Here is a 25893-nt window from a genome sequence, read left to right on the forward strand (position 1 = left end):
AACAGATATTGCTTATCTTTGCGTTATGGATGAAATGGTATTATTGCCGGTAATTCAGCCGGAAGCCGCGCAACCGGCCAGGCCGCGTAAGCCGGATTGGCTCCGGGTAAAATTACCCGTTGGAAAAGAATATGCCCAGGTGCGCAGCCTGGTTGATCAATATAAACTACATACAATTTGTGAGAGTGGGAATTGCCCCAATATGGGTGAGTGCTGGGGTGCCGGCACGGCCACCTTTATGATTTTGGGTAACGTGTGTACGCGTAGCTGCTCTTTTTGTGCCGTTGCCACCGGCCGGCCGAATGAGTACGATACGGATGAGCCACGCCGGGTAGCCGAAGCCATTAAATTAATGGGGGTGAAGCACGCCGTTATCACCTCGGTTAACCGCGATGAACTAAAAGACCGCGGGGCCAGCATCTGGCACGAAACCGTGGTGCAAGTAAAACAACTATCGCCCGAAACGACCATCGAAACGCTTATTCCGGATGTGAAAGGCAACTGGGAAGCCCTGTATACCATGATTTCGCCGGGCCAGGAAGTGGTCTCGCACAACATGGAAACTGTAGAAAGCCTTTACCGCATGGTGCGGCCGCAAGCCAAGTACGAACGCAGCCTGGAGCAGTTGAAACGTATTAAAGAATACGGTAAACGCTCTAAATCCGGTATTATGCTGGGCCTCGGCGAAACCAAAGAAGAAGTGTACAAAGCCATGGATGATTTAGCGGCAAATGGCCTGGATATTTTAACGTTGGGTCAATATTTACAACCCACCAAGCGTCACCTGGAAGTAGCCGAGTTTATTCACCCGGATTTATTTGCCCACTACCGCGAAGAAGGATTAAATCGGGGCCTCAAATATGTAGAATCCGGCCCATTAGTGCGTTCGTCGTACCACGCCGAACGGCACGTACATATTTAAGAATATTAAATAATTTATCTTTAAATAAAAGGAGCCCATTTATTTAAATGGGCTCTTTTATTTTCCAGGCTGCTATAAAATGCCGGGAAGTTTTCAGAAGAAGTAGGGCACCTGCCTGTTAAGGGAATATTCTGAATATTATTTATTTTTTCTTGATTTTTCAGTTAAGCCCTAAGCTTGCGATTGAAATATTTTATCCATTAAAATCCACTTTTCGCCTTCTTTGGCCCAGGGCAGCGGTACCTGGTATTTCCACATAAGTTTTTCCCATTCCTGCACTTTGGGTTGAGCAGCATCCATCGCCGCTTTTTTTTCAAACGAAAAATCATCGTCCGTGTCCATAATCATAAACATCCGGTTGCCGGTGCGGTAAATCTGTAGGTTTATAATGCCCGCATCCAAGTCATGTTGCGTTATCTCAGGCCAGGCATTGCCGGGGGCATGGTAATTCTCATATTCACTTATTAGTTGGGGATCATCTTTTAGATCAAGGGCGAAGCAAAATCTCTGCATTTCTTTTTATAAAAATAGCTGTGTTACTGATTATTAAAATATTGTTTAAAAGCTTTTATGGTTTGCCTGGCGGCCTCGTCTGGATTAGGCCAGGGAAAAGCTTCCGCTGATACATAACCGTTATAGGTAATCTCTCTTAAGGCAGTTGCAATATCGGCCATCGCGGTATGGCCCAGCCCAACGGGTCGGCGATTGCTGTCAGCAAAATGGACATGGCCAATAGAAGCACCATGTGCCCGGATGCTATCGGGTAAGGAAACTTCTTCAATATTCATGTGAAACAAATCAGCCAATAATTTAACATTGCTGGTGCTTAAAGCCTGAACAAAGGCTGCTCCGTCACCTAATGTATTAATCAGATTTGTTTCGTAACGGTTAAGCGGCTCGTAAATGAGGGATACGCCTTCGCTTTGGGCGTGTTTTCCTAATTTGGTAAGACCTTCGGCCAGCCATTCAAAAGCTTGCTCCCTTTCTACGCCCGGTACCACATTGCCTTGCATCGAGCCAATAATTGCCGGGGCACCAAACTGAGCGCCAAAAGAAATCATATCGGAAATAAAGGTAATGGCCTGTTTTCTTATTTCCTGGTTTGGATCGGTTAAGGTTAAGCCGTGAATAACTTTGCCGGCACCGGTACCCACCGCCGCAAGTGCCAGGTTATATTTTTGGAGCAGGCCGGTTAATATTTCCGGCTCAATAGCACTGGCAGCAGGTGTGAAAAGTTCTAGCGCGTCAAAGCCCAGGTCAGCCGCTTTGGCTATGCCGGTTTCCAGGTTTTCCCAGAATATCCAGGGGCCGGTTTTTATTTCGGGAACTAACGCGATGGTAACACAGGATTTTATCATAGATGCTTATCGGTCAAAATCAACCATTATTTTGGTAATTGGTCCGGGGTTATCCGACCATTCGGCCAGGGCGTCGCCGGCCTCCTCAATAGAAACCACCTTGCTGATAACTGCCTCAACCGGAAATTTGCCGGATTCCAGGTAGCTGATAACATCTTCGAATTCGCCGAGGCAATTGCGGGAGCCCAGGATTTCAATTTCTTTCCGGACAAAAACGCCGGTATTAAATTCGGCTGGTTTCTTGGCGTAGCCAATGCAAACGACCCGGCCGGTATAGGCAACTTCTTCTACGGCGGCCCGGTACGTGGCCGGACTACCTACGGCTTCAATAATTACATCGGGGCCATCGCCGTCGGTAATTTGGGCCAAAGCCTCGTGCAAATCAACCTTGGAAGTATTAATAGTATGAGCTACGCCAATTTTTCGGGCAATTTCCATTTTAGAATCATCGATGTCGATGGCAATTACTTCGGCACCCCGGTTAACGGAGGCAGCCAGGGCACCCATGCCCACAATGCCGCAGCCTATTACTGCTACCCGGTCTTTATCCGAAACCCGGCCGCGGGCCGCCGCATGAAAACCCACCGTCAGCGGTTCTACCAAGGCTAACTCCTGGATCGATAATTTTTCGGAAGAGAATAAATTTTTATAGTTTATAGTAATGTAATTGGTCATGGCACCGGGTCGCCTGACGCCCATGGTTTTATTATCCTGGCAGGCATTCGGGCGGCCTTTGCGGCACGAAACGCAGGTGCCACAGTTTAGGTAAGGATAAACCGTAACCCGCATACCGGGTTTAAAATTTTCGGGCACATTATTGCCCACCTGTTCAATAGTAGCGCCTACTTCGTGGCCCAGAATATTGGGATATTCCTGTAACTCAAATAAGCCCCGGTAGCCATTCAGATCACCGCCGCAGAAACCCACCATCCCAATCCGCAACAACACTTCTTCCGGTCCGGGTGCCTGCGCCTGGATTTCCCGGACTTCAGTTTTGCCGGGTTCAACTAAAAATAATGCCTTCATAATTATTTAGTTAATATTTCTCGCTTAGGAATATTATTAGCCGGGTTGCCTTCAAACCACATCTGGTTTTTAACGGGAGCTACTAAAGCTGCTATTTCGGCTAACAGCCCGTCGGGTATTTGCAAATCCACGGCGTTCAGGTTTTGCCGCACGTGCGTAGGGTTAGACATGCCCACAATGGTGGTGGCAATAGCCGGGTGATCCATGGCATAACGCATTGCTACTTCGCTTAGGTTTACGCCGTAGTTCTGGCATAAGGCTAACAACTTAGGCTGCATGTCTTTTACCGCCTGGGGCGAACGGTGCCATTCGGGTAAAGGTGCATCCGATAAAATCCGCTGCAGCAAAGGGGCCGCGTTCATCAGGCCAAACCCTTTTTCTTTGGATAGCGGCACCAGTTCGTCGTTTATTTCGTCTTCCAGTAAATTATAGTGCGCCCAGGAAAGTACCGTATCGGGTTCCACTTGCCGGGCAATATCGGCGAGATAGCGCACGGGCAAACCTGTAATACCTATGTAGCGGGCTTTTCCCATTTCCTTTACCTTCAAAGCGGCCGGAATGGCTTCGTTTAATATTTGTTCTCTGCTAACAAATTCGATATCGTGTAATTGTAAAATATCAACGTAGTCAGTTTTAAGCCTAGTCAGCGATTCATCAATGCTTTTTAAAACCCGGTTGTAGGAGAAATCAAATTCCTCCAGTCCGTAGCGGCCACATTTGGTAGCCAGAAATATATTATTTCGTTTACCGGCTACTGCTTTTCCCAATCGTTCCTCGGCCAAAGTAAAGCCATAAAAAGGAGCTACATCGAAAAAGTTTATGCCGTGTTCAATGGCATCGTGTACCGCCTCGATGCCTTCCTGCTCAGTGGCTACATCAAACACATTGCCCATCGGCGACGCCCCGAAACCCAGCACCGAAACGTCCATATCGGTTATACCTAATCTGCGATATTCCATGTTTTACTTTTACAGCGTTGCAAATGGTCTTTATTACAAAGACCGTTTGTAAGAATTTATATACCCAGTACTTTATTACCAGAAAAAAAGCGGTTAGGCTATAAGGGGTTTAATATAGGTAATTTTTTCAGGGGAGTACCTATGTAAAGAAAAAGCCTTAGCAATTTTTTGCTAAGGCTCTCCTGTTTAAACGAAACTAATAAAAATTACCGGTTATCGGGGCGCGGTGGATATTGCCGCAGAATATTCGTAACAATCTGGTGAACTTTCTCTTCGCTGATGTTGCGGTTACCAACTTCGGTTTCGCCTACCCCCCGCCACAGTAATTCTTTTTTGTTGGCGTTAACCATGTCTATGGTAATGGTTCCTTCTTTGTATTGCTGTACGGTGGCTCCCATGCCAAACGGATAACCATAATAGCCATAGCCATAAGGCGAGTTGTTGCGGTAGCGCTGCTGATTCGACACATTTACGGAGTAGTTAATCAGCACGTCCGGATTGTTATCAGTATAGGTCATTCCCAAACCCTTCAACTGCGTCTCAATAGATCTTTTCATGCGCTTGTCGAAGAAGGTATCGTAACCTGCTGAATCGGATTTGGTTTTAACTTTATCGGTATACCAGCCAAAAGTTTTAAACTCCCGGAAGTTCGTAGCAACGTCGTAATCACTGCTAACCTGCAAACCCGGCGAACAGGATGCGAGGAATACAAATAAGAATAATATTAAAATACTACTATATTTTTTCATCTCTGATTAGGTTTTTGTTAATTAAATGCTATTTACTTATAGCAATAATAGGACCATTTTTAATTATTTTTACGATTCAACCTACCAGCAGTTCTATTTTATAACGATTTTGATATAACAGCCTAATAGAGATTACTTGAATATGTTTACAAATAAAAAGCCCGGTTACCAAAGTAACCGGGCCTCTTAAAGGAGAAAAATTTATTAAATATTATTCAATACCCGTAGCGGTGGTAACTACTTCGGGTTGGGCATAAGCTTCCAGTGGCGTACAGCTACAAATTAAATTACGGTCGCCGTAAGCGTTATCTACGCGGCTAACGGCTGGCCAGAATTTAGCGGTACGGGAGAACTCGTAAGGGTAAACGGCTTTCTCGCGGGTATAAGGTTTGTCCCAGTTTTCGGCCAAAGCAACCTGCGCGGTGTGCGGTGCATTTTTAAGCACGTTATTTTTCTGGTCGGCGCGGCCTTCTTCCACTTCTCTAATTTCTTCCCGAATAGAAATCATGGCATCGCAGAAGCGGTCCAGTTCTTCCTTCGGTTCGCTTTCGGTAGGCTCTACCATTAAAGTGCCCGGCACCGGGAACGATACAGTTGGTGCGTGGAAACCATAGTCCATTAAACGTTTGGCAATATCTTCTACTTCAACGCCGGCTTTTTTGAATGCCCGGCAATCCAGAATCATTTCGTGGGCGCAGTGGCCGTTGGTGCCGGTGTACAATACCGGATAATGATCCTGTAAACGAGCCTTTATATAATTGGCGTTCAGGATGGCAAACTTCGTAGCCTCGGTTAAGCCTTCGCCGCCCATCATGGAAATATACGCGTAGGAGATTGGCAGAATGCTGGCGCTGCCCCAAGGAGCGGCCGATACCGCTGGAATAGCTTTGTCGCCGCCAGTGGTTACTACGGCATGGCCCGGTAAAAACGGTACTAAATCCGCAACTACGCCAATAGGGCCTACGCCGGGACCACCGCCGCCATGCGGTATACAGAATGTTTTGTGTAAGTTCAGGTGGCACACATCGGCACCAATATTAGCCGGACTGGTTAAGCCTACCTGAGCATTCATATTAGCGCCATCCATATACACGCGGCCACCGTTTTCGTGCACCAACTGGCATATTTCGATGATGCTTTCTTCGTAAACGCCGTGGGTAGACGGGTAAGTTACCATTAAGCAGGAAAGGTCGTTTTTATGAGCTTCGGCTTTGGCGCGCAAATCGGCTACATCAATATTACCGCTTTCATCGCATTTTACCAGCACTATTTTCATGCCGGCCATGGCGGCACTAGCAGGGTTGGTACCGTGTGCCGAGGTTGGAATCAAAGCTACGTTCCGGTGATGATCGCCGCGCGCCTCGTGGTAAGCCCTGATAACCATTAAACCGGCGTATTCGCCCTGGGCGCCGGAGTTTGGCTGCAGCGATATGCCCGTAAAACCGGTAACTTCGCATAACCAGCCTTCGAGGTCCGAGAATATTTGTTTGTAGCCTTTGGCTTGGTCGGCAGGCGCAAAGGGGTGCAGGTTGCCAATTTCGGGCCAGGTTACCGGTATCATTTCGGCGGTGGCATTCAGCTTCATGGTGCAGGAGCCCAATGGAATCATGCCGTTGGTTAAAGAAAAGTCTTTGTTCTCCAGGTATTTCATGTAGCGCAGCAACTCACTTTCGGAATGATAGCGGTTGAAAACTTCGTGCTCCAGGAAAGTGGTTTTCCGAACCAGCGCTTCTGGCCAGTTAACCGCTGCTTCGTTCGGTAGCTCCGATAAATTAGCGGCTTTGGTAGTTTTATTCATTACTTTGGAAAATACTTCTACCAACTCCTGCAAATCAGCTAAATCCGTATTTTCGTTCAGCGAGATACCGATAAAATTATCTTCAAAATAACGCAGGTTAATCTGAGCAGCTTCCGCTTCCTGGCGAATCGCATTTTTCAGTTCCGCACTTTCTACCCGAATCTTTAAAGTATCGAAATAATATTCGTTTACTTGCTCCATGCCTAAGTCTTGCAAAGCTTTTTCCAGTAATTGGGTAAGCAGATGCACATTCAGGGCAATATATTTTAACCGGCGCGGACCATGGTAAACCGCGTACATACCCGCCATTACCGATAATAAAACCTGGGCCGTACAAATATTAGAAGTAGCTTTTTCGCGGCGAATGTGCTGCTCGCGGGTTTGCAAGGCCATGCGGTAAGCTTTATTACCGTGCGCATCTACCGACTGCCCGATAATCCGGCCCGGAATATTACGCTTAAAAGCTTCTTTGGTAGCAAAATAACCGGCGTGCGGGCCACCGTAACCCATGGGCACCCCAAAACGCTGGCTCGAACCCACGGCCACATCGGCACCCAGCTCACCCGGAGGTGTTAATAAGGTCAGGCTTAATAAATCGGCGGCTACAGCCACCATAATGTCACTATCGTGGGCCTGCTTAAAGAAATCCGAATAATCAAATACTTCACCGTCAGCACCGGGATATTGCAGCAGTGCCCCAAAAATGGTTTCGTCGGTTAAGTTGGCTTCTTGGTGATTACCTACAATTAACTCAATGCCCAGGGGCGTAGAACGGCTCTTCAGTACATCTAAAGTTTGGGGCAGCACCTGTTCCGATACAAAAAAACGAGTAGCATTTTTGCGGGAGCCTTTGCGCTGGGCGTAAAACATGCCCATGGCTTCGGCGGCCGCAGTGGCTTCGTCGAGCAAAGAGGCATTGGCAATTTCCATCCCGGTCAGGTCCATTACCATGGTTTGGTAATTAATCAGGGCTTCAAGGCGGCCTTGCGCAATTTCGGCCTGGTAAGGGGTGTAAGCCGTATACCATCCCGGATTTTCCAAAATATTCCGCTGAATAACCGGTGGTAAAACGGTATCGTGGTAACCCAAGCCAATGTACGACCGGAAAACTTTATTTTGCTGAGCAATTTTCTTAAATTTTTTGAGGAAATCGCGCTCGGTTAAAGCCGCCGGAATATTTAACGGTTTTTTCAGCCGGATGGCCGCGGGTACGGTTTCATCTATGAGTTGGTCCAGCGAATCAACTTTAACGGTTTTAAGCATCGCCTGAATCTGACTTTTTACCGGGCCATTGTGGCGCTCTTTAAAAATATCGGCAGGCTTAATTTTATAGGACATATAAGAATATTATGATCTGAGAATTAGGATAAATCTGGTCTTAATAACCTCTTAACACAAAAGTAACGGGAATAATTTAGAAATATAAGCCGCCGGAATTATTTTCCCGGAGCTCCATCGGTATTAAATTTTTAAGTCTGTTTTCTGCCTGTTTCAGTTTAGATTTTGCTTTAAAACAGGAGCAAATATTATTTATTTTAGTACATAGCTATACAATGTATTAAATTTCTTTGTATATTCAAGTTATGAATACATCGGAGTTATTAAAAGGCACTTTAACCACTATTATTCTGAAGTTACTAGCCGATAACGGCAAAATGTACGGCTACGAAATAACCCAGAAAGTAAAAGAACTATCGGGCGATAAAATATTGGTGAAAGAGGGCTCCTTGTACCCGGCTTTGCACAAATTATTAAGCGATGGTTTGGTGGAGGTAGAAACGGTAAATATTGGTAAACGGGTCCGGAAATATTATTACCTAACGCCACAGGGACAAGTCCGGAAGCAAGCCCAGTTTAAAGAATTGCAGGAATTTCTCCAGACCATGCAACACATGCTATTTCCGTCTTTAAACCCGCAAATGCCATGAAGTTATCCGATGAAGAAATAGCATTTATCAGCGCCGAAATTGATAAAAGCAATATTTCGATGCAGGAACTGAAAGATGATTTGCTCGACCATTTCTGCTGTTTTATAGAGCACGAAAAAAAGAAAGGATTATCATTTGCCGAAGCTTATAATAAAGCCACAGTTCAGATTTGCCCGGATGGATTTGCGCAGCTAGAAAAGGAAACTTTGTTTTTGTTGAACGCTAAAAGAATTATTCTGATGAAAAAGCTCATGTATTTTATTGGCCTTATCTCTTCTATGAGTATCAGTATTGGCTGGTTGTTTAAACTCTTACACTGGCCGGGTGGCGGTGAATTATTTACTTACGGCTTTCTAGGTTTTGTACTGCTTTTCTTACCACTGCTGGCAATCGATCGGTACAAATTAAACCTGCAGGCCGCCTTGTCGGAAAAGCTGCGGCTGGTATTGGGCTTTGGCAGCGCCATTGTAACGGGGATGGCCGTATTATTTAAAATGATGCACTTACAGGGTGCTGATATACTATTAATAGGCGGAGCACTAATATTTGCCTTTGGTTTCCTGCCATTTCTGTTTTTCAGGATGTACCGGAAGGCGTTGGAATAAATTCTTACAAAGCCTATTCGCGGCAGCATTGTATGCTATCCAAATATTATTTATTTTCCTAAACCAGTAAGGATAGCCGGGGTTGTTATTTTACGGTAAATCTGATTTAGATTTTAGGCTATCTGTTGTATAGCCGGGCTGTTTATGCTGACTATGAAAAAGATAAAATTAGGCATCATCCGGGAAGGACGCGTACCACCCGACAAACGTGTGCCCTTAACGCCTTTAAAGTGCCAGGAAACCTTAGCCGCTTTTCCGGAAGTGGAAATACTGGTGCAGCCCAGCCCCATACGCAGCTACGCCGACGAAGAATATTTAGAACTGGGGATTCCGGTGCAGGAAGATTTAAGTAGTTGCGATATTTTGATGGGCGTGAAAGAGGTGCCGGTAGACCAGCTGATTCGGGACAAAATATACCTGTTCTTCTCCCACACCATTAAAAAACAACCGCATAACCAGAAACTTTTGCGAGCCATTCTGGAAAAAAATATTACCCTGATCGATTACGAATTGTTGACTACCGATAAAGGCGAGCGTACGGTAGCTTTTGGTTACTACGCCGGTATTGTAGGCGCTTACAACGGTATAAAAACATACGGTGAAAAATGGGAGCTATTCGACCTGAAACCCGCCTGGCAATGCGTGGACATGGACGACATGGAGGAGGAATATTTTAAAGTAAAAGCTTTACCCCCCATTAAAATTGCCGTTACCGGTGGGGGCCGTGTGGCATCCGGTGCCATGGAGGTACTCAATCGGATGGGTATCCGGAAAGTAAGCGTGTTTGATTATTTGTACAAAGAATTTTCGGAACCGGTATATGCGCAGTTGCACTCTTCGGATTACAATGCCCGCCGCGACGGCAAGGTGTGGGATACACCGGATTTTTACGCTCACCCGGAAGAATACGCCTCTACCTTCGGGAAATTTAGCGAGGTAACTGATTTATTAATGGCTGCGGCTTACTGGAACCCGGCGGCGCCGCCTTTATTTACCCCGGAAGAAATGCGCCAGCCTCCTTTTAAAATAAATACCATTGCCGATATTACCTGCGATATTGATGGCTCGGTGCCCAGTACCAAACGGGCTTCTACCATCCTGGACCCGGTTTACGATTATAACCCCGAAACCGAACTGTTAGAGCCGCCTTTTAGCCGACTAGATAATATTACCGTAATGGCCGTCGATAATTTGCCTTGTGAATTACCCCGCAACGCTTCCCGTGATTTTGGCCGGCAGTTAATAGATGCCGTATTCCCGCATTTATTCCGGAACGATGAGCAGGGAATTATCCGGCGGGCTACCATTGCCAGCCAGGGCAAACTTACGCCCCGCTACGAATACCTGCACGATTATGCAACAGGTAAGTCATTGGTGCATTAAGAAGCGTAATGTTTTCTAAATACTATTTCGTGGTGGTGCAGCTGCTAATAGCTATATTTTATTTAATACTTAACTATTTAATCCGGATCAACCTCCTGAATGATGAAGTTGCGAGAGCCGGACTGACCGGTTACACCCAGGTTTTCTAATTGTTGTAACTGATGCTGCAGCAGGTTGTGTTCGCGGCGTAGTTTTTTCAGTTGCTTGCGCATGTGCAAAATAACCTCAATGCCTTCTTTATTTACTTCTAAATCATGGAACAGGCGCAACGTGCGTTCCAGGCGGGTAATAGCTTTGTCCGGTAGAAACTCCCGGTTATCTTCGACGTGTAAGGGTACCAATCCAAAAGCGGCGAACTCCCGGATTAAGGTAACTTCTACGCCGTGGTGGCTACAAAATTCTTCAATGGCAATATATTTCATAGCGGTCTATAGTGATTAGTTGTTAGCTATTAGTAATTAGAAAACAAGAATCAACAACGAACAAACAACACTAATCGAATAACGAACAACGATTAACGCACAACGAATTATTCCCCGCGCGCCTGAGCTAGTTGCTGAAATAAATCTTTTTCTTGCTCGGTTAAATTTTCGGGTAGTTGCAAATTTATTTTTACATACAAATCGCCGAACGTGTCGGGCTGGTTATAAACCGGGAATCCTTTGCCGCGCAGCCGCAGCATCGTGCCGTTTTTCGTTTCGGGTTTTACTTTAATTTTGAGTTGCCCGCTCATGGTATTTATAAAGGCATCCCCTCCCAAAGCGGCTTTATAAACGGGTATATCAGCATCTACGTACAGGTCGTTTCCGCGGCGGGTAAAGCGCGGGTCGGGTTCAAGCCGGAAGGTTAGGTACAAATCGCCGGGTTCGCCGCCGTTGGCGCCGGGACCACCGTTTCCTTTCAGCCTAATGGTTTGGCCATCTTCTACGCCGGGCTTAATATTAATGCGCAGGTTTTTACCGTTAACTGTTATGGTTTTGCGGCCACCGGTGTAAGCTTCGTGCAGCGGTAAAGTCAGTTCGGCGGTATAATCCTGGCCTTTAAACGAACGGCTGCGCCGGGAACCAGCCTGTTGTCCGCCACTGCCGCCCATGCCGCCAAAAATATCCCGGAAAAAATCCGAGAAATCAGTGCCCTCAAAATCGCCGCCCATGTTGCTGTAGGTGTAGCTGCCACCCGGCCGGCCGCCCTGTGCGTACTGCGACCAGTCAAATCCGCCCGGACCACCGCCGGCCTGTTCGTAACGTTTCCAATCAGCACCCAGGGTATCGTACTTTTGGCGTTTTTCATCGTCGCTGAGTACTTCGTGCGCCTCGTTTATAGCTTTAAATTTTTCTTCGGCCTCTTTGTTGCCCGGGTTTACATCCGGGTGATATTTACGGGCTAATTTCTTGTACTGCTTCTTTATCTCCTCTTTGGGGGCTTTCTTGTCAACTTCCAGTATTTTGTAATAATCTTTGTAGTCCACGGTCGTGTCAGATTAAAACTGGTTAGGTTTAGATAGGTTAATAATACGGAAAACTTAATCTGATTGGTTGAATTTAGATGCCAAATCTAACCGAAGTACAGTTAGTAGCGGCTGAATAAAAAAATACTTTTGGGCCTAATACAATTTGCTTATATCGTTACAAAACAAAGAAGGCCTTTGCCCCGGAATGGGCAAAGGCCTTCTTTTCTCATAGTAAAATAAGAACTTATTGGGCTTTCATTGTATCAACTACGCCATCTTTAACGGGTTGGTCCTGAACCGTAGCGGTATCACCTTCGGTGGCCATACCTACCGAATCTAGCTCCGCTTCGGCGGCATCAACGGTGCTTTCGGTAGCATCTTCTGCATTTTCAGCGGGTTTAGAATCGCAAGAGGCAAAAGTAAAAGAAATGGCAGCAAAAGCCAGAACGGAAATTTTTGCTAAATTTTTCATAATTCTATTTTTCTGTTTTGAATTAATACCGGATTTAATAAAAAGTAACCCAAGTAAAGGAATTAAGTAGGGATATTCGCAGAAAGGTTAATGCTTAAATATGTTGCTAAAACAAACAGCCCGACCGGTATAAGCGGTCGGGCTGTTTTAATATTGCAATTATTTAATAATTACTGAGCAACAGTAGTAGTGTCAGTTGTAGTGGTAGTAGTGGTAGTATCAGTTGTAGTTGCATCAGTTGCAGCTGCATCTTCAGTAGCTTCAGTTGTAGTTTCAGTAGTTTCAGTTTCAGTAGTTTGAGTTTCGCCACCGCAAGAAGCAAAAGTGAAAGAGATAGCAGCGAAAGCTAATACTGTTAATTTTGATAAATTTTTCATTGTTGTTTTAATTAGGTTTTAGTTTCTGATACCCTTTATACCCGGGGCGAAAGAAGGTAACCCGTGTTTTTAAAGAATTTTATCTTTTTTTTGCTGATTGGTGTTAAATGCTTAAAGGTCAAGGGAATATTGTGAAAATATTTTTCTGATTTTCCTGAAAATTTTAGTTTAAGCTGTTGCAAGGCTGGCTGCAGAAAAGAAATATTACCCATTAATAAAGCTTTTGTAGTTTTGGTAAAACACTGGTTAAATTTTATGCTGAAAGTTATTTTTTCGCGCGGATTTTGGTTGCTGCTGATTCTGGGTTTTTTCAGGCAGGAATTGGTTGCCCAAACCCAGGTTACCGATAAAGCCATATCGCAATTTATTCAAACAGCTTCCCCCGATTTAAGTAAGTTGTACCAGCACCTGCACACTAACCCAGAACTATCGTTTCAGGAAAAAAATACCTCGGCGCGCATTGCTTCGGAGTTAAAAGCTTTGGGCTACACGGTTACTACCAATATTGGCGGCTACGGCGTAGTAGGGGTGTTAAAAAATGGCAATGGCCCCACGGTTTTAATCCGGACCGATTTAGATGCTTTGCCAATATTAGAAGAAACAGGCTTGCCTTATGCGAGTAAGGCAATAGGTAAATCCGATGATGGCAAGGATGTAGCGGTTATGCAGGCTTGTGGCCACGATGTGCACATGACCGTTTTTACCGGCGTAGCTAAAACCTTAGTTCAGTTTAAAAATAACTGGAAAGGTACGCTGGTTTTAATTGGACAACCCGCCGAAGAACGGAGCGGCGGTGCGAAAGCCATGTTGCAGGAAGGCTTGTTTACCAAATTTCCGAAACCAGATTATATAGTAGCGCTTCATGCTAATGCCAGCATCCCGGCCGGGCAGGTAGGCTACACCGAAGGCAATATTATGGCCAATGTAGATGCTGTAGATATTACAGTGCGCGGCATTGGTGGCCACGGGGCCGTACCGGATAAAGTTAAAGATCCGGTAGTATTAGCCTCGCAATTGGTATTAGCGCTCCAAACCATTGTTAGCCGCGAAATATCTCCTTTTCAGCCGGCAGTAGTTACGGTTGGTTCTATTCACGGCGGTACCTCTTTTAACGTAATCCCCGACGAAGTAAAACTGCAGCTTACCTTAAGGTCTTACAACGACGCGGTGCGTAATAATACCATTGCCAGCATTAAGCGTATGTGCGAGGGGCTGGCCCGCGCCGCCGGCATGCCCGAAAATCGCTTACCCTTGGTAACGGTGCGCGACCAGTTTACCCCCTTTACTTATAACGATGTAGCTTTAACCCGCCGCCTTACAACTTCTTTTAAACGCGTTTTAGGTTCGGATAAGGTAGTGGAAACGCCACCCTCGATGGTAGGCGAAGATTTTGCTTTCTATGGTCGCACCGAAGCCAAAATTCCCATTTGTATGTTCTGGCTGGGCACCGTAGACCCTAAAAAAGTAGTTGAAAGCAAAGCCCAAAATATTGAACTGCCAGGGCTACACTCAAGTAAATTTACGCCTTTGCCGGAGCCTACCATTAAAACCGGGGTGCTGGCCATGAGTACAGCCGTACTGGATTTATTTAACCAAAAATAGTTTTTATTTCCTGCCTAAAGTAGAAGGCAATTGTAGTTATTGAATTATAACCTTGGCCGTAAAAGCGTGTTGTTTATTTATTACCTGTAAAAAGTAAAGGCCGGTTTGCAATTTTTCGGTAGGCAAACTTTCGGTTGCAGCATGGTTGGCGGTTGTTTGTTTGGTAAGCCAGACTTTGCCGTCGGTGCTGGTTAAGGTTATGCTAGCGGGTAAAGTATCAGGGTTATTATATTCGAGTTGAAGCGGCTTGCCTTTTAATATTGGTACCGGATATATTCTAAAATTAAGTTTTGGCGAAGCAACTGTTACGGATTTTAACGGAGAATAAGTAAACGTGCCGTTAGTATCGGTTTGTTTTAAGCGGTAATAATTTATACCTGTTATTGGTTGTGGGTCAGTAAAAGAATATTGCCGTAACACTTCAGAATTGCCGGCCCCTTTCTTTTGCCCTATTTCTTTAAAATGAACCGCATCCGTTGAACGCTCTATGGTAAAAGAAGCATTATTTTGCTCAGAGGCCGTTTGCCAGGAGAGCATCACGCCCGGATGCTTGTATGCGGCTGTAAAGTTTACCAAAGTAACCGGCAACGGCACCCAGTTGGTAGTGGAAAAAGGATATAGCCGGGGCGCTACTATAAAACCACTTCTATCAATTCGCTCTGAGGATATATAGCCATTGCCATTACTGGTAAAAGTAACGCCTTCCAGCTGCCCCTTGTCTATCGAAATACCCAAATTTATCCGTCGTTTATTACCGCTAAAAAAATTGTTGTCTGGGTAATCCCACAATACCCACATAAACAAGCTGAGCAAATTACCGCCATAACCAATCAGAACTATTTCGTTGACATTGGTAGTAGAAATATGGGCATCGGTGATTAAACCGTTTACTGCCAGTTCTTCTTTACGTTCAGCGGTGTGCGTGCCCGGAGTGGCGGGTAAGGTATAATGCACGGTTTTGTAAGTAACCCAGTCTTTGGTAAATAAATGCAACTGGTTATCTTTTACCAGAAAAGCCTCACAATCGAATTTAGTTTTATTACCGCCGGTTGGTACCGGAGTTCCTTGGTCTTGGTATGAAAAATTAATAATATCGGCGGTGACCGAAATATTTGCTCCCGAGCTAATAGCGGTTTTGCTCACCCGGTATATTTTCAGGTCGGAGCGGGCGCCATTTGCATTATTGCCAAAGTCGCCAATATAAAAATAATTTGCGTCGGCGGTTAACGCTTCCCAATCAATATTGGTGGCATTACTTATTTCTACAGTTTGTAGAATACTGCCATCGGTTTCGCTGATTCTATAAATTTTATTATAAACAGCAGGCGGTTCGCCGCTATCGTTCAAGGTCCATAACTGGTTATAGGTATAAATTAATCCGGAGCTTTCGTTTAGGCTGGCGGGTAAAGTTTTTGGGTTAGTTAAAGTGTAAGAGTAGGTGCAACTGCCATCATTGGTAGTTGCATTCGGATTGTAGTTATCGGCTGCCGGGTCGGTACAGCCAGATTGGGCTAAAGCCTTGGTAGAAAATATTAAGCCAATTAAAAGCAAAAGCAGAATTTTCATGGCTACCGGGTAATATATTTGGCTTTATGCAAGCAAAATTTACTTGCTTGATTTTTTAAAGTAATAGAAGCAGAAAATAAAACCCGGCAGCTTTAAAACTGCCGGGTTAATTACGGGCGTTTATTGTTGCTGCTGCAGCATTTTCTCGCGCCGTTCTTTAAACTCGGTGCCGGGTTTCCATGCGGGCCAAGTGTTGCCTTGCGCTACGTCGTAACCTACTCTAAAATACAACTGTAAATCTTCTATTGCTCCGGAAAAATCCCAATCTGGTTTAATTTCATCCGATACTTTGTGGTAATCCTGGGCCGTGTATACATCAGCTTTTTCCTGTAAATATTTGGCATCACGGTTTCTGGCTTTTACACCCGATTCGGCGTAGAGGGCCGGTACTCCTTTTTTGGCAAACTCGAAATGGTCGGAGCGGTAAAACGAGCCTTTTTCGGGGGTAGCTTCCGGCACAATTTCGCGTTGCTGGGTAGCGGCGGCACGGGCCAAAATATCGTCGAGCGTAGAGTTGCCGTAACCCACAATTATTACGTCTTCGGTACGGCCGTAGGGGTTCAGACCATCCATGTTAATATTGGCCAGCGTTTTATTTAAAGGATAAAGCGGGTTGTTGGCGTAATATTTAGACCCTAATAAACCTTTCTCTTCGGCGGTAACCGCTAAAAACAAAACAGATCGTTTGGGTGGCTCGGGTAATTGGGTGTAGGCTTTGGCTAGTTCTATTAAGCCGGCCGTTCCCGATGCATTATCCAGCGCTCCGTTAAATATTTGGTCGCCTTTTAACTTCGGATCGCGGCCCAGGTGATCCCAGTGCGCAGAATAAACCACGTATTCGTCTTTTAGTTTTGGGTCAGAGCCTTCGAGTCTGGCAACTACGTTTTTAGACTGAATTTCGCGTAATTTATTGTTAATGCTAAAGTTAGCCTTTGCACCCAACGGAACGGGTTTAAAGTTTTTATTTATAGCTTGTTGTTTTAGAGCATTAAAATCTTTGCCGCTGGCGCTAAATAATTCCTGGGCTTTGGGTAGCGTAATCCAGGCTTCTACCGGTATCCGGTCCATGTTTTTGTTCGGATTCTTAATATCGAAATTTTCGCGGCTCCAGCTACCCGAAACCACTTCGTAAGGGTAACCGGCCGGACCCGTTTCGTGCACAATAATACAGGCCGCCGCGCCTTTTTCGGCGGCTATTTCGTATTTGTAAGTCCAGCGGCCGTAATACGTCATGGCGCGGCCTTTAAATAAATTATCGTCCAGTTTAGAAGTATCCTGCGGATTAGATACCGGCGGGTCGTTGATGAGCATGACAATGGTTTTACCTTTTACATCCAGACCTTTGTAATCGTCCCAGCCGTATTCGGGCGCCACAATGCCGTAGCCCACAAACACCACATCGGAATTATTTAACTGCACTTGTGGTACAAACCGGTGCGTAATAGCCACATAATCTGTAGGGAAGTTGAGGTTTATTTTTTTGCCGCCGGCGGTAAACGAAGCGGTAGGCTGCGCGGTAAAACCTACCAAGGGTACCTGCTGAATATAAGTGCCATCAGGGTTGCCGGGTTTCAGGCCCAGTTGGGTAAACTGGCGGGTCAGGTAAGCTATGGTAGAATCTTCGCCGCGGGTACCGGGGCTGCGGCCTTCGTAAGCATCAGAGGCTAATATTTTAATGTGGTTGAGCAACGTATCGGGGCTGAAACTGGCGAGGGCGGGTTTAATGGCAGCCGTTGCGACCGTATCAGTAGTTGTAGCGGTGCCGGATTGGGCTTCTCCGGTTTTGCGGGCACTTTCGCTGCAACTGCTTAGCAAGCCTAACAGCAAAAAAGCATAAACACAATATTTCATGCGGTTTTCATAGTTTTGGTACGGCTCTAAGTTAAACTTTTATCCGCATCTAAACCAACGAAAAAAGCCGGCCCCAACTAAAGACCGGCTCCAACACAAACAATAAACCAAACAACAATTACTCAATTACAAAGCTTACTTCTACGGAGGCTCTTACCAAAATCTGGCCTACGGCTAAGGTAGGGCCGCTGGCTCCGGCATCCGCCGATTCCATCATTTTATTAGCCATCTGGAGGCGGGCATAAGGCCGCGGCGTATATTCAGAACCCGACTCGGTAATACTATATACCCGGCCAGGTTTAGCGCCCAATTCTTTCGTCATGGCGGTGGCTTTTTCTTTCGCCGATTGTATGGCTAATTTCCGGGCTTGTTCGCGGTGTTTTTGTAAATCCGAAGTACGGTATTCAATACCTTCTACCCGGTTAGCTCCGGTTTTGTAAATACCGGTTAATATTTCGTCAAAACGGCTAACTTTTCTAATCAGCACCGATACCGATCGTTGGGTCATGTAAAGTTCCGGCGTAGTTTGGCCGTATTCGCCTACGTACTGCGGGTACACACTTAAATTGGTAACCTGAATATCTTTGGCATCAATGCCGGCTTTTTTCAGGTAATTCAGGAGTTCTCTAACTTTGGTGTCGCTGTCCTGGCGGGCGGCTTCTAAACTTTTATTGCGTACATCAATGCCCACATTTAGTAAAACTTCGTTGGGTTCTACTTTAACCTCGCCTACGCCCGATACATTTACCAGCGGCGGCAAAACTGCCGGCACTTGTAGCTGGGCCTGGGCCGAAGCGGCAACACAAAAGAATAAACTTAAAACAACAAGCGGGTATAACAGGAGGCGTTTCATAGGGGTAAAAAGCTTAAATATTTATAACCCGGTGCATCCAAGTATCATGCCATTTCTATATACAACCTTTTTATATACCCTAATATTTTACCCTACGCGGTTTATTTTTGCGGAACGTTGTTTTCAGTAAGCTTTAAGGGTTATCCGCTATCTTTGCAGAGATTAATATTTTAGATATGACTGCGCTTACTTTATACGACCCTTTTGACCGGATGCAGTTTGGTCCCGAAACCTGCTTTTTGTGTGGAACGCCCACTGGTGCTACCGATACAATACCGGTTTTTCCGGGCTGGCTGCAACAACGCTACAACTTAACCAACAAGCAATTACAATTTTTAGATAAAAGCATTATTACTTACCCCGACTTAACCATTCCTTGTTGTGTGGTTTGCCGGGAACAGCACGTGCAGCCGCTCGAAGAAAAAATAGAAAACGCCCATGACCAGGGTGTAGCCGGCTTTAAAGCCCTTGAACAAAAAGATATATTTCTTTGGCTGAGCAAAATATTTTACGGCATTTTAGTGCGGGAACTGCTAAACGAAAAAAATCCGCTAATAATGCCGGAACATGCCGTGGGCGAAAACCCCAAAATGTTTATCAAGTTTCAGGCTTTTTATAAACTGCTGCAAGCCCTGCGGGTGCCCGTTGTTTTCGACGATTTTACGCCTTATAGTTTATTTATTCTGGAAACCGCCGAAACCGACGACACTGTACCCTTCGAGTACCGCGATGAACTAAGCACCATGATGTTCAGCATAAAAATGGGGCGGGTAGTTTTAATTTGTTGTTTACTAGATAATGGTTTGCTGCAGCAGGCCTTAAACCGGGTTTATGTTACTATAAAAGATAAACCGTTGCACCCCGTGCAGGTAGCCGAGTTTACCGCCCGCGCGTATTATGCGGCTTACTTGTTAAATATTATTCCGGAATATTTCGAACGCAAAGCTTCGCCTACCGATAATTTTTTTACCTACGATACTTTAATAGACGATATAACCATGGATATTTTTAACCCTTGGGAAAATTCGGCTTACGCCAAAGTACTGGAAGAAATGTGGAAGAAATGGCAAATTACCCGCGAACAAATATTAAATAATCCGCAGGAACCCATGACGATGCTATACGACGAAACAGGCGCCCTCCGGAATATTGTTAGCTTTCCGCCGATTGTTTAAGCGTAAAAACTATAGACCAGAAATATGCCCTGGTGAAAAATATCTGACGGGGGAGATTTATTAAAATTAGAAACGGACTAGCATTAAAGTCGTAAATTAGAAAGCATAAAGAATGAAATATATGGCTTTAGGAAATATAAAAGCAAATTTTCATCTACTCATCGAAAAAATTGAGAATGAAGAATTGCTTACATCTTTTTATGAATTACTTTTTCAGAAAAGTCAAGCCCAGGAAGGACAACTTTGGGAAAGATTAACCCAAGAAGAGAAAGCCGAATTATTATTAGCTGACGAAGAAAGTAAAGACAGTAATAATTTGCTAAGCGACGAAGAAGTAAGACAAAAACACCAGGAATGGCTAATAAAATAGTCTGGACCAAAAGAGCTGATAAAAAGTTTTTGAATATTTTAAAGTATTTAAATGAAGAATGGGGACAAAAAGTAACCAAAGCTTTTATCAGAAGAACTTATAACTTTTTAGACTTATTAATAGATTTTCCAGAAATGGACGCAGTTCAAAATCCTAGTCGGAATATTCGGGGTTTCTTACTGACAAAGCATACCACCGTATTTTATAGAATAGAAGGTAGAAATATTATCCTACTTAATTTTTTCGATAACCGGAAGAAGAATTAAAGGGGAAGCAGTTAATAATATTAAGGTGATTTTCTTTTAAAAATTGTTCTGGTAATATTATAAAAATCCTGGATGATGTTGATAGCAACATTATCCAGGATTTTTTAATTATTTAAGTAAAATATTGCCTAGCTATCTTCGCGGGCAAATTCGCTTAATTCATCGTTTTTATCGTGGCGGGGGTTCTCATCGCCGTGTTGGGTTTGTTTGCCACCCTGGCCGCCTTGCGAGTGTCCGGCCGGCTGGCCGCCCTGGGCAAATTTAGCTTGCTCGTCCGCCGATTTATTTTGAAGTCCTTCGGTGCTGTTGTTTTCGGCTTCCCGTTGGGTGGCCTGGTCGTTTTTATCTTGTGGTTCCATTGTTTTAAGTGCTTTAAGTGTTTTAAAATACTCTCGGATTACTCTTTTACGGCAGGTTTCCGGAAAAGTACGGATAGGTCTAAAAATATTCGCTTCTACAAATTAGCATTACGCCGAAACTACTCTGGTAATTATCGTAAAACCAATGGTATAAACCGCGGTTAACAAAAGAGAAAAATTATGGCAAATATTCCGCATTATCCTCTGCAACAGGCCCAGGACTTAGATTTATTAATTCAGGAAATTGGTGATGCCCGCATTGTATTATTGGGCGAAGCTTCGCACGGTACTTCCGAATATTATACCTGGCGAACAGCTATTTCCAAACGCCTGATTCAGGAAAAAGGCTTTAGTTTTATATCGGTAGAAGGCGATTGGCCGGATTGTTTTGAGGTGAATAATTTTATCAAAGGCCAGCGCAACGACAATGCTACCGCGCTGGAAGTACTCGCCACCTATAACCGCTGGCCCACCTGGATGTGGGGAAACTGGGAAGTTGCGGCGCTGGCCGACTGGCTTAAACAACATAATAATGGTAAACCCGAAAAAGAAAAAGTAGGTTTTTATGGCCTCGATGTTTACAGCCTCTGGGATTCGCTGCAGGAAATTCTGGCTTATTTAGAGAAGAAAGATGGTGCGGCTGTTGCAGCGGCCCGCAAAGCTTTCCGGTGCTTTGAACCTTACTCCGAAGACCCTCAGGAATATGCCCGCGCCGTAGCGTTTGTATCGCAGGATTGTGAAGACGAAGTGGTAAACATGCTACATACGTTACGTACCAAAGGGCTGGAGGCTGGTACAACACGCGAGTCGGATTTTGATGCGGAACAAAATGCACTTGTAGCAGTTAATGCCGAAAAATATTACCGGGCCATGATTAGGGGCGGCGGCAGTTCCTGGAACGTGCGCGACCGCCACATGATGGAAACCCTGACCCGCCTCCTGGACCTGCACGGACCCAATTCCAAAGCCATAATCTGGGAGCACAACACCCACGTGGGCGATGCCCGCTACACCGATATGGCCCGCGCCGGCATGATAAACGTAGGTCAACTGGCCCGTGAGCAATACGGCGAAGAAAACGTGTATATTGTAGGATTTGGTTCTTACAAAGGCTCGGTAATTGCCGCTGATGAATGGGGCGAACCTATGGCGGAAATGGAAGTGCCGGCCGCGCCACCGGGTACCTGGGAATACATGCTCCACGAAATAGGGGCTAACAATAAACTTATTTTCTCGAAAGACCTCCGCAACCTGAAAGAGCTGGAAAAATCTATCGGCCACCGGGCTATTGGGGTGGTGTATCATCCGCGGCGCGAGCGCTTTGGCAACTACGTGCCCACTATAATACCGCGCCGTTACGATGCTTTTGCTTACATCGATACTACCCGGGCGTTGCATCCCTTAGCCATTCACCAGGACCATACGCAACCACCAGAATTATATCCTTGGGCAGAGTAATTGTTGATGGGTGATGGCTGGTTGTTAGTTAATGGTTGAATATGGGGTTAGTAACCCACATTTATTATTCAGGAAGAAACTTGTTAGCAGGCAGCCAACAAGTTTGCTCCTGAATAATAAAAGTGGGTTTTAGCACTAATATTTTTGATTAAATAATTAAAACCAACAACCAACAACCAATTAGCAACCAGCCATCAATCATCAACAACAACTAAGTAGTGGTATAATGGCGGCGGAGCCATTGGCTTAGGCCGGCCAGTCCCGGAAACAGCACCCGTTCGGTAATATTGGCCTGATCCAGTTTATCGCGCACTTCCCATTTCAGGCGGGCAGGTATTATTATCCGGAAATATAAATCAGAATGGTTGACCAGCCAATCGTTTAAAATCGCATGAGGACTCGACATCATCGAAAACAAGGCAAACTGGTGTACAATGCGCGCGTCGATCGAAGGTGGCTCCAGAAATATTACAAAGTCTTCTTCCTGAAAAGTACCCAGTTCTTTTAAAGAAGAACAAACCGGTTCCAGTATTTCGGGGGTAAACACGTTAGAGCCTTCGGCGTAAATGGTTTCCCGCAGTATTTCCGGAATATAATTGTTTGTTTTTACATAGTTAATGCACCAGATTGCGGCATCCTTGTCAAAATTATTAAAATCGGCGGTAGCAAAATGCAAGGCCACATACGGCGAATAAGTCCAGTCGAGGAGGCGCGTGGGCAAGCCGTGGTGCTGGGCTACGGCCAGCCAGTTCCAGACAGAATTTCCCGGTGAAGCATCTTCGTGGGCGTATTTTTTAAAATTGCGAAGCAGGTGATGTTCCAGCTTGCCGTAATCGCCGCCCAAGCGGATTAAACTCGTTTTTAAATCGTACTTTCTACTGCCCAGCCCCCGGTAAATATACGGCGACCGGAACCGGTTAATGCGTTCGTCCCAGGAATTATGAAATAAAGCTTTTTGCAGTTCTTCCCAGGATTGTACCACTATGTCGTTTTCTAGCTCCATACAGGTGCTGTTTTTGCAAATTCAAAAGTTTGTTGGTTATACGGCAATAGCGTTGCTTTTAAGCGGTGATATGTACGTAAAATAACCGAAGGTTTATACGTAATTCTATTCCGGATTTAAACAAAATTTATGTTGTGCGTATGGCGTTATAGCTAACCGGCTACCATTACCTACAGCTTTGAGGTACATTAAATATTCAATATTATCGTATGAATAAAGCGTTCCTGGTTATTGTTTTCCTGGCATTGTTGGGCGTACTATCGGGGGCTTTTCAGCGAAACAACTCTTTTAAAAATAACATGACTGCAAAAGAGCCATTACCGGTAAACAAAGACCGGCTTTATGCCGATGTAGAATTTTTAACCAGTCTTAAACCTGCCCGCAATGCTTTTAACGTAGCTTCGTTAAATAAAAGCGCGGCGTATATTTACCAGGAGTTTCAAAAAATATCTACTGAGGTAACTTACCAAAACTTTAAGGTAGGTCAGCAGGAGTATAAAAATATTATTTGCTCGTTAGGTCCGGAAACCGGCGAACGCATTGTGGTGGGAGCGCACTACGATGTGTGCGGCGACCAGCCCGGCGCCGACGATAATGCCAGCGGGGTAGCAGGTTTGCTCGAAATAGCACGACTGGTAAATCAGCAAAAGCCGGCGCTAAAATACCGGATAGATTTTGTAGCGTTTGCGCTGGAAGAGCCGCCTTATTTTAAAACCGATGATATGGGCAGCGCCGTGCACGCCAAATCTTTGGCCGAGGCCGGGGTAAAATTAAGAGGAATGGTTTGCCTTGAAATGATTGGTTATTACTCCGAAGAAAAGAATTCGCAACGTTACCCGGTAGCTGCCTTAAAAGCTATTTACCCCAATAAAGGCAATTTTATTTCGGTGGTAGGCAATATGGGGCAGGGCAGCTTAGTAAAGCACCTGAAAAAATATATGCTGGCGGGCAGCCAAATTGGGGTAGAGTCGTTAACAGCGCCGGCTTCGGTGCCGGGCGTAGATTTTTCGGACCACCTGAATTATTGGCGCTACAACTATCCGGCTGTTATGATTACCAACACGGCTTTCTTCCGCAACCCCAATTATCACCTCGAATCCGACACCATTGATACGCTGAATTTTGATAAAATGGCGGAAGTAGTAAAAGGCGTTTACTGGGCAGTGGTGCATTTGTAAGATTTTAGAAGTAGCTGATTTAATATAAACTAAAGCTGATATTTATGCGTAACCTTAAGTTAAAATGCGTCTGATACCAGATGCATTTATCCTATGTACCTGTAAAAAAAAATATATGCAGAGTCACACTAAAGCAATTTATCAGAACCTGAAACGGAACGACTTTCTGACCGTTGCGCCAGGCGTTAGTTGTTTGCAAATAGTAATGGTAAACGTTTACCTGATTAGCGACCCGGCTGATACGAGCGGTAATTGGGTGCTGGTAGATGCGGGGCTGGCTGGTTCGGCTAACCGGATAAAGCGGGCCGCCGAAAAATTGTACGGCAAAGGCACCAAGCCCCAGGCCATTATTCTTACGCACGGCCATTTCGACCACGTGGGTGCTTTGCGCCAGTTATTGGAAGAATGGGATGTGCCGGTTTATGCGCATTTATTGGAATTACCTTATTTAACGGGTCGCTCGGCTTATCCGCCCCCTGACCCAACTGTTGGCGGTGGCGGCATGGCTTTTATGTCCAGGATTTACCCAAATAAACCCATAGATATTAGCCGCCAGGTGCAAGCCTTACCCAACGACGGCACCGTACCGCATTTACCCGGCTGGACTTTTCTGCATACGCCCGGCCACACGGCGGGCCATATTTCGCTTTTCCGCGACAGCGATAGTGTATTAATTGCCGGCGATGCTTTTGTAACCGTTAGGCAGGAATCTATGTTAGCCGTAATGACCCAGAAACAAGAAGTGCACGGGCCGCCGGCTTATTATACGCCTAACTGGGAAGCCGCCAAACGATCTTTAGAGCGGCTTTGGTTGCTGCGGCCCAAAGTAGCGGCTACCGGCCACGGCTTACCTATGTACGGCGAAGAATTATTAGACCAGTTAGGACTTTTGTTCCGGGAGTTCGACGAGCGAGCGTTACCGTCGCAGGGGCGCTATATTAAACAGCCGGCCGAAGCCGATGAAAGTGGGGTAATCTCTTTGCCGCCGCCGGTGCCCGACCCGGTTCCTAAAGTATTGGTGGGCGTTGGATTGGTGGCTTTAGCCGGTATGGCGGTTCTGGCTATTCGCCGCCGCAACAATACCATCGATTTTATAGATAAAAGTTTTCTGGCCGGTATTGCTAAATTTTAAGTTACCCCTGAAAATATTAAAACTAAAGATATTAAAACTAAAAAAGCCGGTTT

The 25893-nt window shown here is 45.3% G+C and carries 26 protein-coding genes; 11 read left to right on the forward strand and 15 right to left on the reverse strand.

From position 1 onward, the window contains the following. The first annotated feature begins 34 nt into the window (after positions 1–34). Entirely contained in the window at positions 35–922 is an 888-nt protein-coding gene (lipA, locus tag F0145_RS12310) for a lipoyl synthase (protein ID WP_146901836.1), read from the forward strand. A gap of 171 nt (positions 923–1093) precedes the next feature. Here lipA and F0145_RS12315 read toward each other — a convergent pair whose 3' ends face one another. From F0145_RS12315 to gcvP, 6 genes are all read right to left on the reverse strand, one after another. Then, entirely contained in the window at positions 1094–1435 is a 342-nt protein-coding gene (locus tag F0145_RS12315; protein ID WP_150088712.1) for an L-rhamnose mutarotase, read from the reverse strand. A gap of 23 nt (positions 1436–1458) precedes the next feature. After that, on the reverse strand, positions 1459–2280 hold the full coding sequence (locus F0145_RS12320; protein WP_150088713.1) for a sugar phosphate isomerase/epimerase family protein: 822 nt from the start codon (positions 2278–2280) through the stop codon (positions 1459–1461). A 6-nt stretch (positions 2281–2286) separates the two neighbouring features. Beyond that, complete coding sequence (locus F0145_RS12325; RefSeq protein ID WP_150088714.1) at positions 2287–3306, reverse strand: zinc-binding alcohol dehydrogenase family protein; 1020 nt, start codon at positions 3304–3306, stop codon at positions 2287–2289. 2 nt (positions 3307–3308) lie between these two features. Beyond that, positions 3309–4265, reverse strand: coding sequence for an aldo/keto reductase (locus tag F0145_RS12330; RefSeq protein WP_150088715.1), 957 nt, complete (start codon positions 4263–4265; stop codon positions 3309–3311). Positions 4266–4471: 206 nt separating this feature from the next. Then, a complete protein-coding gene (locus tag F0145_RS12335; RefSeq protein WP_150088716.1) occupies positions 4472–5014 on the reverse strand; it encodes a DUF4136 domain-containing protein in 543 nt (180 codons plus the stop codon). 211 nt (positions 5015–5225) lie between these two features. Continuing rightward, a complete protein-coding gene (gene gcvP, locus F0145_RS12340; protein WP_150088717.1) occupies positions 5226–8150 on the reverse strand; it encodes an aminomethyl-transferring glycine dehydrogenase in 2925 nt (974 codons plus the stop codon). Between the two features lie 245 nt (positions 8151–8395). Here gcvP and F0145_RS12345 point away from each other — a divergent pair, with 245 nt between their 5' ends. The 3 genes from F0145_RS12345 (at position 8396) to F0145_RS12355 (ending at position 10728) form a co-directional block, all read left to right on the forward strand. Further along, positions 8396–8740, forward strand: a complete 345-nt coding sequence (locus F0145_RS12345; RefSeq protein ID WP_150088718.1) for a PadR family transcriptional regulator — start codon at positions 8396–8398, stop codon at positions 8738–8740. Beyond that, the gene (locus tag F0145_RS12350) at positions 8737–9345 is read left to right on the forward strand and encodes a hypothetical protein (protein ID WP_150088719.1); all 609 of its coding nucleotides are present in this window, start codon (positions 8737–8739) and stop codon (positions 9343–9345) included. The genes F0145_RS12345 and F0145_RS12350 overlap by 4 nt, the downstream gene beginning before the upstream one ends. Positions 9346–9498: 153 nt before the next feature. Further along, entirely contained in the window at positions 9499–10728 is a 1230-nt protein-coding gene (locus F0145_RS12355; protein ID WP_150088720.1) for an NAD(P)-dependent oxidoreductase, read from the forward strand. A gap of 77 nt (positions 10729–10805) precedes the next feature. Here F0145_RS12355 and F0145_RS12360 read toward each other — a convergent pair whose 3' ends face one another. The 4 genes from F0145_RS12360 to F0145_RS26205 all read right to left on the reverse strand — a co-directional run bounded on the left by F0145_RS12360 (position 10806) and on the right by F0145_RS26205 (position 13027). Further along, a complete protein-coding gene (locus tag F0145_RS12360; protein WP_150088721.1) occupies positions 10806–11150 on the reverse strand; it encodes a chaperone modulator CbpM in 345 nt (114 codons plus the stop codon). A gap of 107 nt (positions 11151–11257) precedes the next feature. Then, entirely contained in the window at positions 11258–12196 is a 939-nt protein-coding gene (locus tag F0145_RS12365; RefSeq protein WP_150088722.1) for a J domain-containing protein, read from the reverse strand. A gap of 226 nt (positions 12197–12422) precedes the next feature. Beyond that, complete coding sequence (locus tag F0145_RS12370; RefSeq protein ID WP_150088723.1) at positions 12423–12650, reverse strand: entericidin; 228 nt, start codon at positions 12648–12650, stop codon at positions 12423–12425. 170 nt (positions 12651–12820) lie between these two features. Further along, positions 12821–13027, reverse strand: a complete 207-nt coding sequence (locus F0145_RS26205) for a hypothetical protein (protein ID WP_190277538.1) — start codon at positions 13025–13027, stop codon at positions 12821–12823. Positions 13028–13282: 255 nt separating this feature from the next. Here F0145_RS26205 and F0145_RS12380 point away from each other — a divergent pair, with 255 nt between their 5' ends. Beyond that, positions 13283–14629, forward strand: a complete 1347-nt coding sequence (locus F0145_RS12380; protein WP_150088724.1) for an amidohydrolase — start codon at positions 13283–13285, stop codon at positions 14627–14629. 36 nt (positions 14630–14665) lie between these two features. Here F0145_RS12380 and F0145_RS12385 read toward each other — a convergent pair whose 3' ends face one another. From F0145_RS12385 to F0145_RS12395, 3 genes are all read right to left on the reverse strand, one after another. Further along, positions 14666–16195 (reverse strand): T9SS type A sorting domain-containing protein, encoded by a 1530-nt coding sequence (locus F0145_RS12385; protein WP_150088725.1) that lies wholly within the window; start codon positions 16193–16195, stop codon positions 14666–14668. Between the two features lie 120 nt (positions 16196–16315). Then, the gene (locus tag F0145_RS12390; protein ID WP_150088726.1) at positions 16316–18046 is read right to left on the reverse strand and encodes a M28 family metallopeptidase; all 1731 of its coding nucleotides are present in this window, start codon (positions 18044–18046) and stop codon (positions 16316–16318) included. A gap of 118 nt (positions 18047–18164) precedes the next feature. After that, a complete protein-coding gene (locus tag F0145_RS12395; RefSeq protein WP_150088727.1) occupies positions 18165–18899 on the reverse strand; it encodes an SIMPL domain-containing protein in 735 nt (244 codons plus the stop codon). 176 nt (positions 18900–19075) lie between these two features. On the opposite strand from F0145_RS12395, the gene F0145_RS12400 reads away from it, so the two are divergent. The 3 genes from F0145_RS12400 (at position 19076) to F0145_RS12410 (ending at position 20710) form a co-directional block, all read left to right on the forward strand. Next, on the forward strand, positions 19076–20074 hold the full coding sequence (locus F0145_RS12400; RefSeq protein ID WP_150088728.1) for a hypothetical protein: 999 nt from the start codon (positions 19076–19078) through the stop codon (positions 20072–20074). A gap of 112 nt (positions 20075–20186) precedes the next feature. Next, positions 20187–20444 (forward strand): hypothetical protein, encoded by a 258-nt coding sequence (locus F0145_RS12405; protein WP_150088729.1) that lies wholly within the window; start codon positions 20187–20189, stop codon positions 20442–20444. Next, a complete protein-coding gene (locus F0145_RS12410; RefSeq protein ID WP_150088730.1) occupies positions 20429–20710 on the forward strand; it encodes a type II toxin-antitoxin system RelE/ParE family toxin in 282 nt (93 codons plus the stop codon). Before F0145_RS12405 ends, F0145_RS12410 begins: the two co-directional genes overlap by 16 nt. A gap of 128 nt (positions 20711–20838) precedes the next feature. Here F0145_RS12410 and F0145_RS12415 read toward each other — a convergent pair whose 3' ends face one another. After that, the gene (locus tag F0145_RS12415) at positions 20839–21069 is read right to left on the reverse strand and encodes a hypothetical protein (protein ID WP_150088731.1); all 231 of its coding nucleotides are present in this window, start codon (positions 21067–21069) and stop codon (positions 20839–20841) included. 180 nt (positions 21070–21249) lie between these two features. On the opposite strand from F0145_RS12415, the gene F0145_RS12420 reads away from it, so the two are divergent. Continuing rightward, complete coding sequence (locus F0145_RS12420; RefSeq protein WP_150088732.1) at positions 21250–22527, forward strand: erythromycin esterase family protein; 1278 nt, start codon at positions 21250–21252, stop codon at positions 22525–22527. Positions 22528–22738: 211 nt separating this feature from the next. Here F0145_RS12420 and F0145_RS12425 read toward each other — a convergent pair whose 3' ends face one another. Next, positions 22739–23530: an FRG domain-containing protein gene (locus tag F0145_RS12425; protein ID WP_150088733.1), complete on the reverse strand. Its 792-nt coding sequence runs from the start codon at positions 23528–23530 to the stop codon at positions 22739–22741. Between the two features lie 209 nt (positions 23531–23739). On the opposite strand from F0145_RS12425, the gene F0145_RS12430 reads away from it, so the two are divergent. Both F0145_RS12430 and F0145_RS12435 read left to right on the forward strand, forming a co-directional pair. After that, positions 23740–24708, forward strand: coding sequence for a M28 family peptidase (locus F0145_RS12430; RefSeq protein ID WP_223816012.1), 969 nt, complete (start codon positions 23740–23742; stop codon positions 24706–24708). A 115-nt stretch (positions 24709–24823) separates the two neighbouring features. After that, on the forward strand, positions 24824–25840 hold the full coding sequence (locus F0145_RS12435; RefSeq protein ID WP_150088734.1) for an MBL fold metallo-hydrolase: 1017 nt from the start codon (positions 24824–24826) through the stop codon (positions 25838–25840). Positions 25841–25893 lie beyond the last annotated feature (53 nt).

Origin of the sequence: Adhaeribacter rhizoryzae, assembly GCF_008629685.1 — a bacterium.
In the GTDB taxonomy this organism is placed as follows: domain Bacteria; phylum Bacteroidota; class Bacteroidia; order Cytophagales; family Hymenobacteraceae; genus Adhaeribacter; species Adhaeribacter rhizoryzae.

Bases quoted from the DNA above. Each gene is read 5' to 3' on its own strand.
- F0145_RS12405 (WP_150088729.1), top strand. From the start codon at position 20,187: ATGAAATATATGGCTTTAGGAAATATAAAAGCAAATTTTCATCTACTC.
- F0145_RS12335 (WP_150088716.1), bottom strand. From the start codon at position 5,014: ATGAAAAAATATAGTAGTATTTTAATATTATTCTTATTTGTATTCCTC.
- gcvP (WP_150088717.1), bottom strand. From the start codon at position 8,150: ATGTCCTATAAAATTAAGCCTGCCGATATTTTTAAAGAGCGCCACAAT.
- F0145_RS12370 (WP_150088723.1), bottom strand. From the start codon at position 12,650: ATGAAAAATTTAGCAAAAATTTCCGTTCTGGCTTTTGCTGCCATTTCT.
- lipA (WP_146901836.1), top strand. From the start codon at position 35: ATGGTATTATTGCCGGTAATTCAGCCGGAAGCCGCGCAACCGGCCAGG.
- F0145_RS12420 (WP_150088732.1), top strand. From the start codon at position 21,250: ATGGCAAATATTCCGCATTATCCTCTGCAACAGGCCCAGGACTTAGAT.
- F0145_RS12330 (WP_150088715.1), bottom strand. From the start codon at position 4,265: ATGGAATATCGCAGATTAGGTATAACCGATATGGACGTTTCGGTGCTG.
- F0145_RS12390 (WP_150088726.1), bottom strand. From the start codon at position 18,046: ATGAAATATTGTGTTTATGCTTTTTTGCTGTTAGGCTTGCTAAGCAGT.
- F0145_RS12425 (WP_150088733.1), bottom strand. From the start codon at position 23,530: ATGGAGCTAGAAAACGACATAGTGGTACAATCCTGGGAAGAACTGCAA.
- F0145_RS12345 (WP_150088718.1), top strand. From the start codon at position 8,396: ATGAATACATCGGAGTTATTAAAAGGCACTTTAACCACTATTATTCTG.
- F0145_RS12320 (WP_150088713.1), bottom strand. From the start codon at position 2,280: ATGATAAAATCCTGTGTTACCATCGCGTTAGTTCCCGAAATAAAAACC.
- F0145_RS12325 (WP_150088714.1), bottom strand. From the start codon at position 3,306: ATGAAGGCATTATTTTTAGTTGAACCCGGCAAAACTGAAGTCCGGGAA.
- F0145_RS12385 (WP_150088725.1), bottom strand. From the start codon at position 16,195: ATGAAAATTCTGCTTTTGCTTTTAATTGGCTTAATATTTTCTACCAAG.
- F0145_RS12350 (WP_150088719.1), top strand. From the start codon at position 8,737: ATGAAGTTATCCGATGAAGAAATAGCATTTATCAGCGCCGAAATTGAT.
- F0145_RS12360 (WP_150088721.1), bottom strand. From the start codon at position 11,150: ATGAAATATATTGCCATTGAAGAATTTTGTAGCCACCACGGCGTAGAA.
- F0145_RS12430 (WP_223816012.1), top strand. From the start codon at position 23,740: ATGAATAAAGCGTTCCTGGTTATTGTTTTCCTGGCATTGTTGGGCGTA.
- F0145_RS12380 (WP_150088724.1), top strand. From the start codon at position 13,283: ATGCTGAAAGTTATTTTTTCGCGCGGATTTTGGTTGCTGCTGATTCTG.
- F0145_RS12395 (WP_150088727.1), bottom strand. From the start codon at position 18,899: ATGAAACGCCTCCTGTTATACCCGCTTGTTGTTTTAAGTTTATTCTTT.
- F0145_RS12355 (WP_150088720.1), top strand. From the start codon at position 9,499: ATGAAAAAGATAAAATTAGGCATCATCCGGGAAGGACGCGTACCACCC.
- F0145_RS26205 (WP_190277538.1), bottom strand. From the start codon at position 13,027: ATGAAAAATTTATCAAAATTAACAGTATTAGCTTTCGCTGCTATCTCT.
- F0145_RS12410 (WP_150088730.1), top strand. From the start codon at position 20,429: ATGGCTAATAAAATAGTCTGGACCAAAAGAGCTGATAAAAAGTTTTTG.
- F0145_RS12435 (WP_150088734.1), top strand. From the start codon at position 24,824: ATGCAGAGTCACACTAAAGCAATTTATCAGAACCTGAAACGGAACGAC.
- F0145_RS12400 (WP_150088728.1), top strand. From the start codon at position 19,076: ATGACTGCGCTTACTTTATACGACCCTTTTGACCGGATGCAGTTTGGT.
- F0145_RS12315 (WP_150088712.1), bottom strand. From the start codon at position 1,435: ATGCAGAGATTTTGCTTCGCCCTTGATCTAAAAGATGATCCCCAACTA.
- F0145_RS12415 (WP_150088731.1), bottom strand. From the start codon at position 21,069: ATGGAACCACAAGATAAAAACGACCAGGCCACCCAACGGGAAGCCGAA.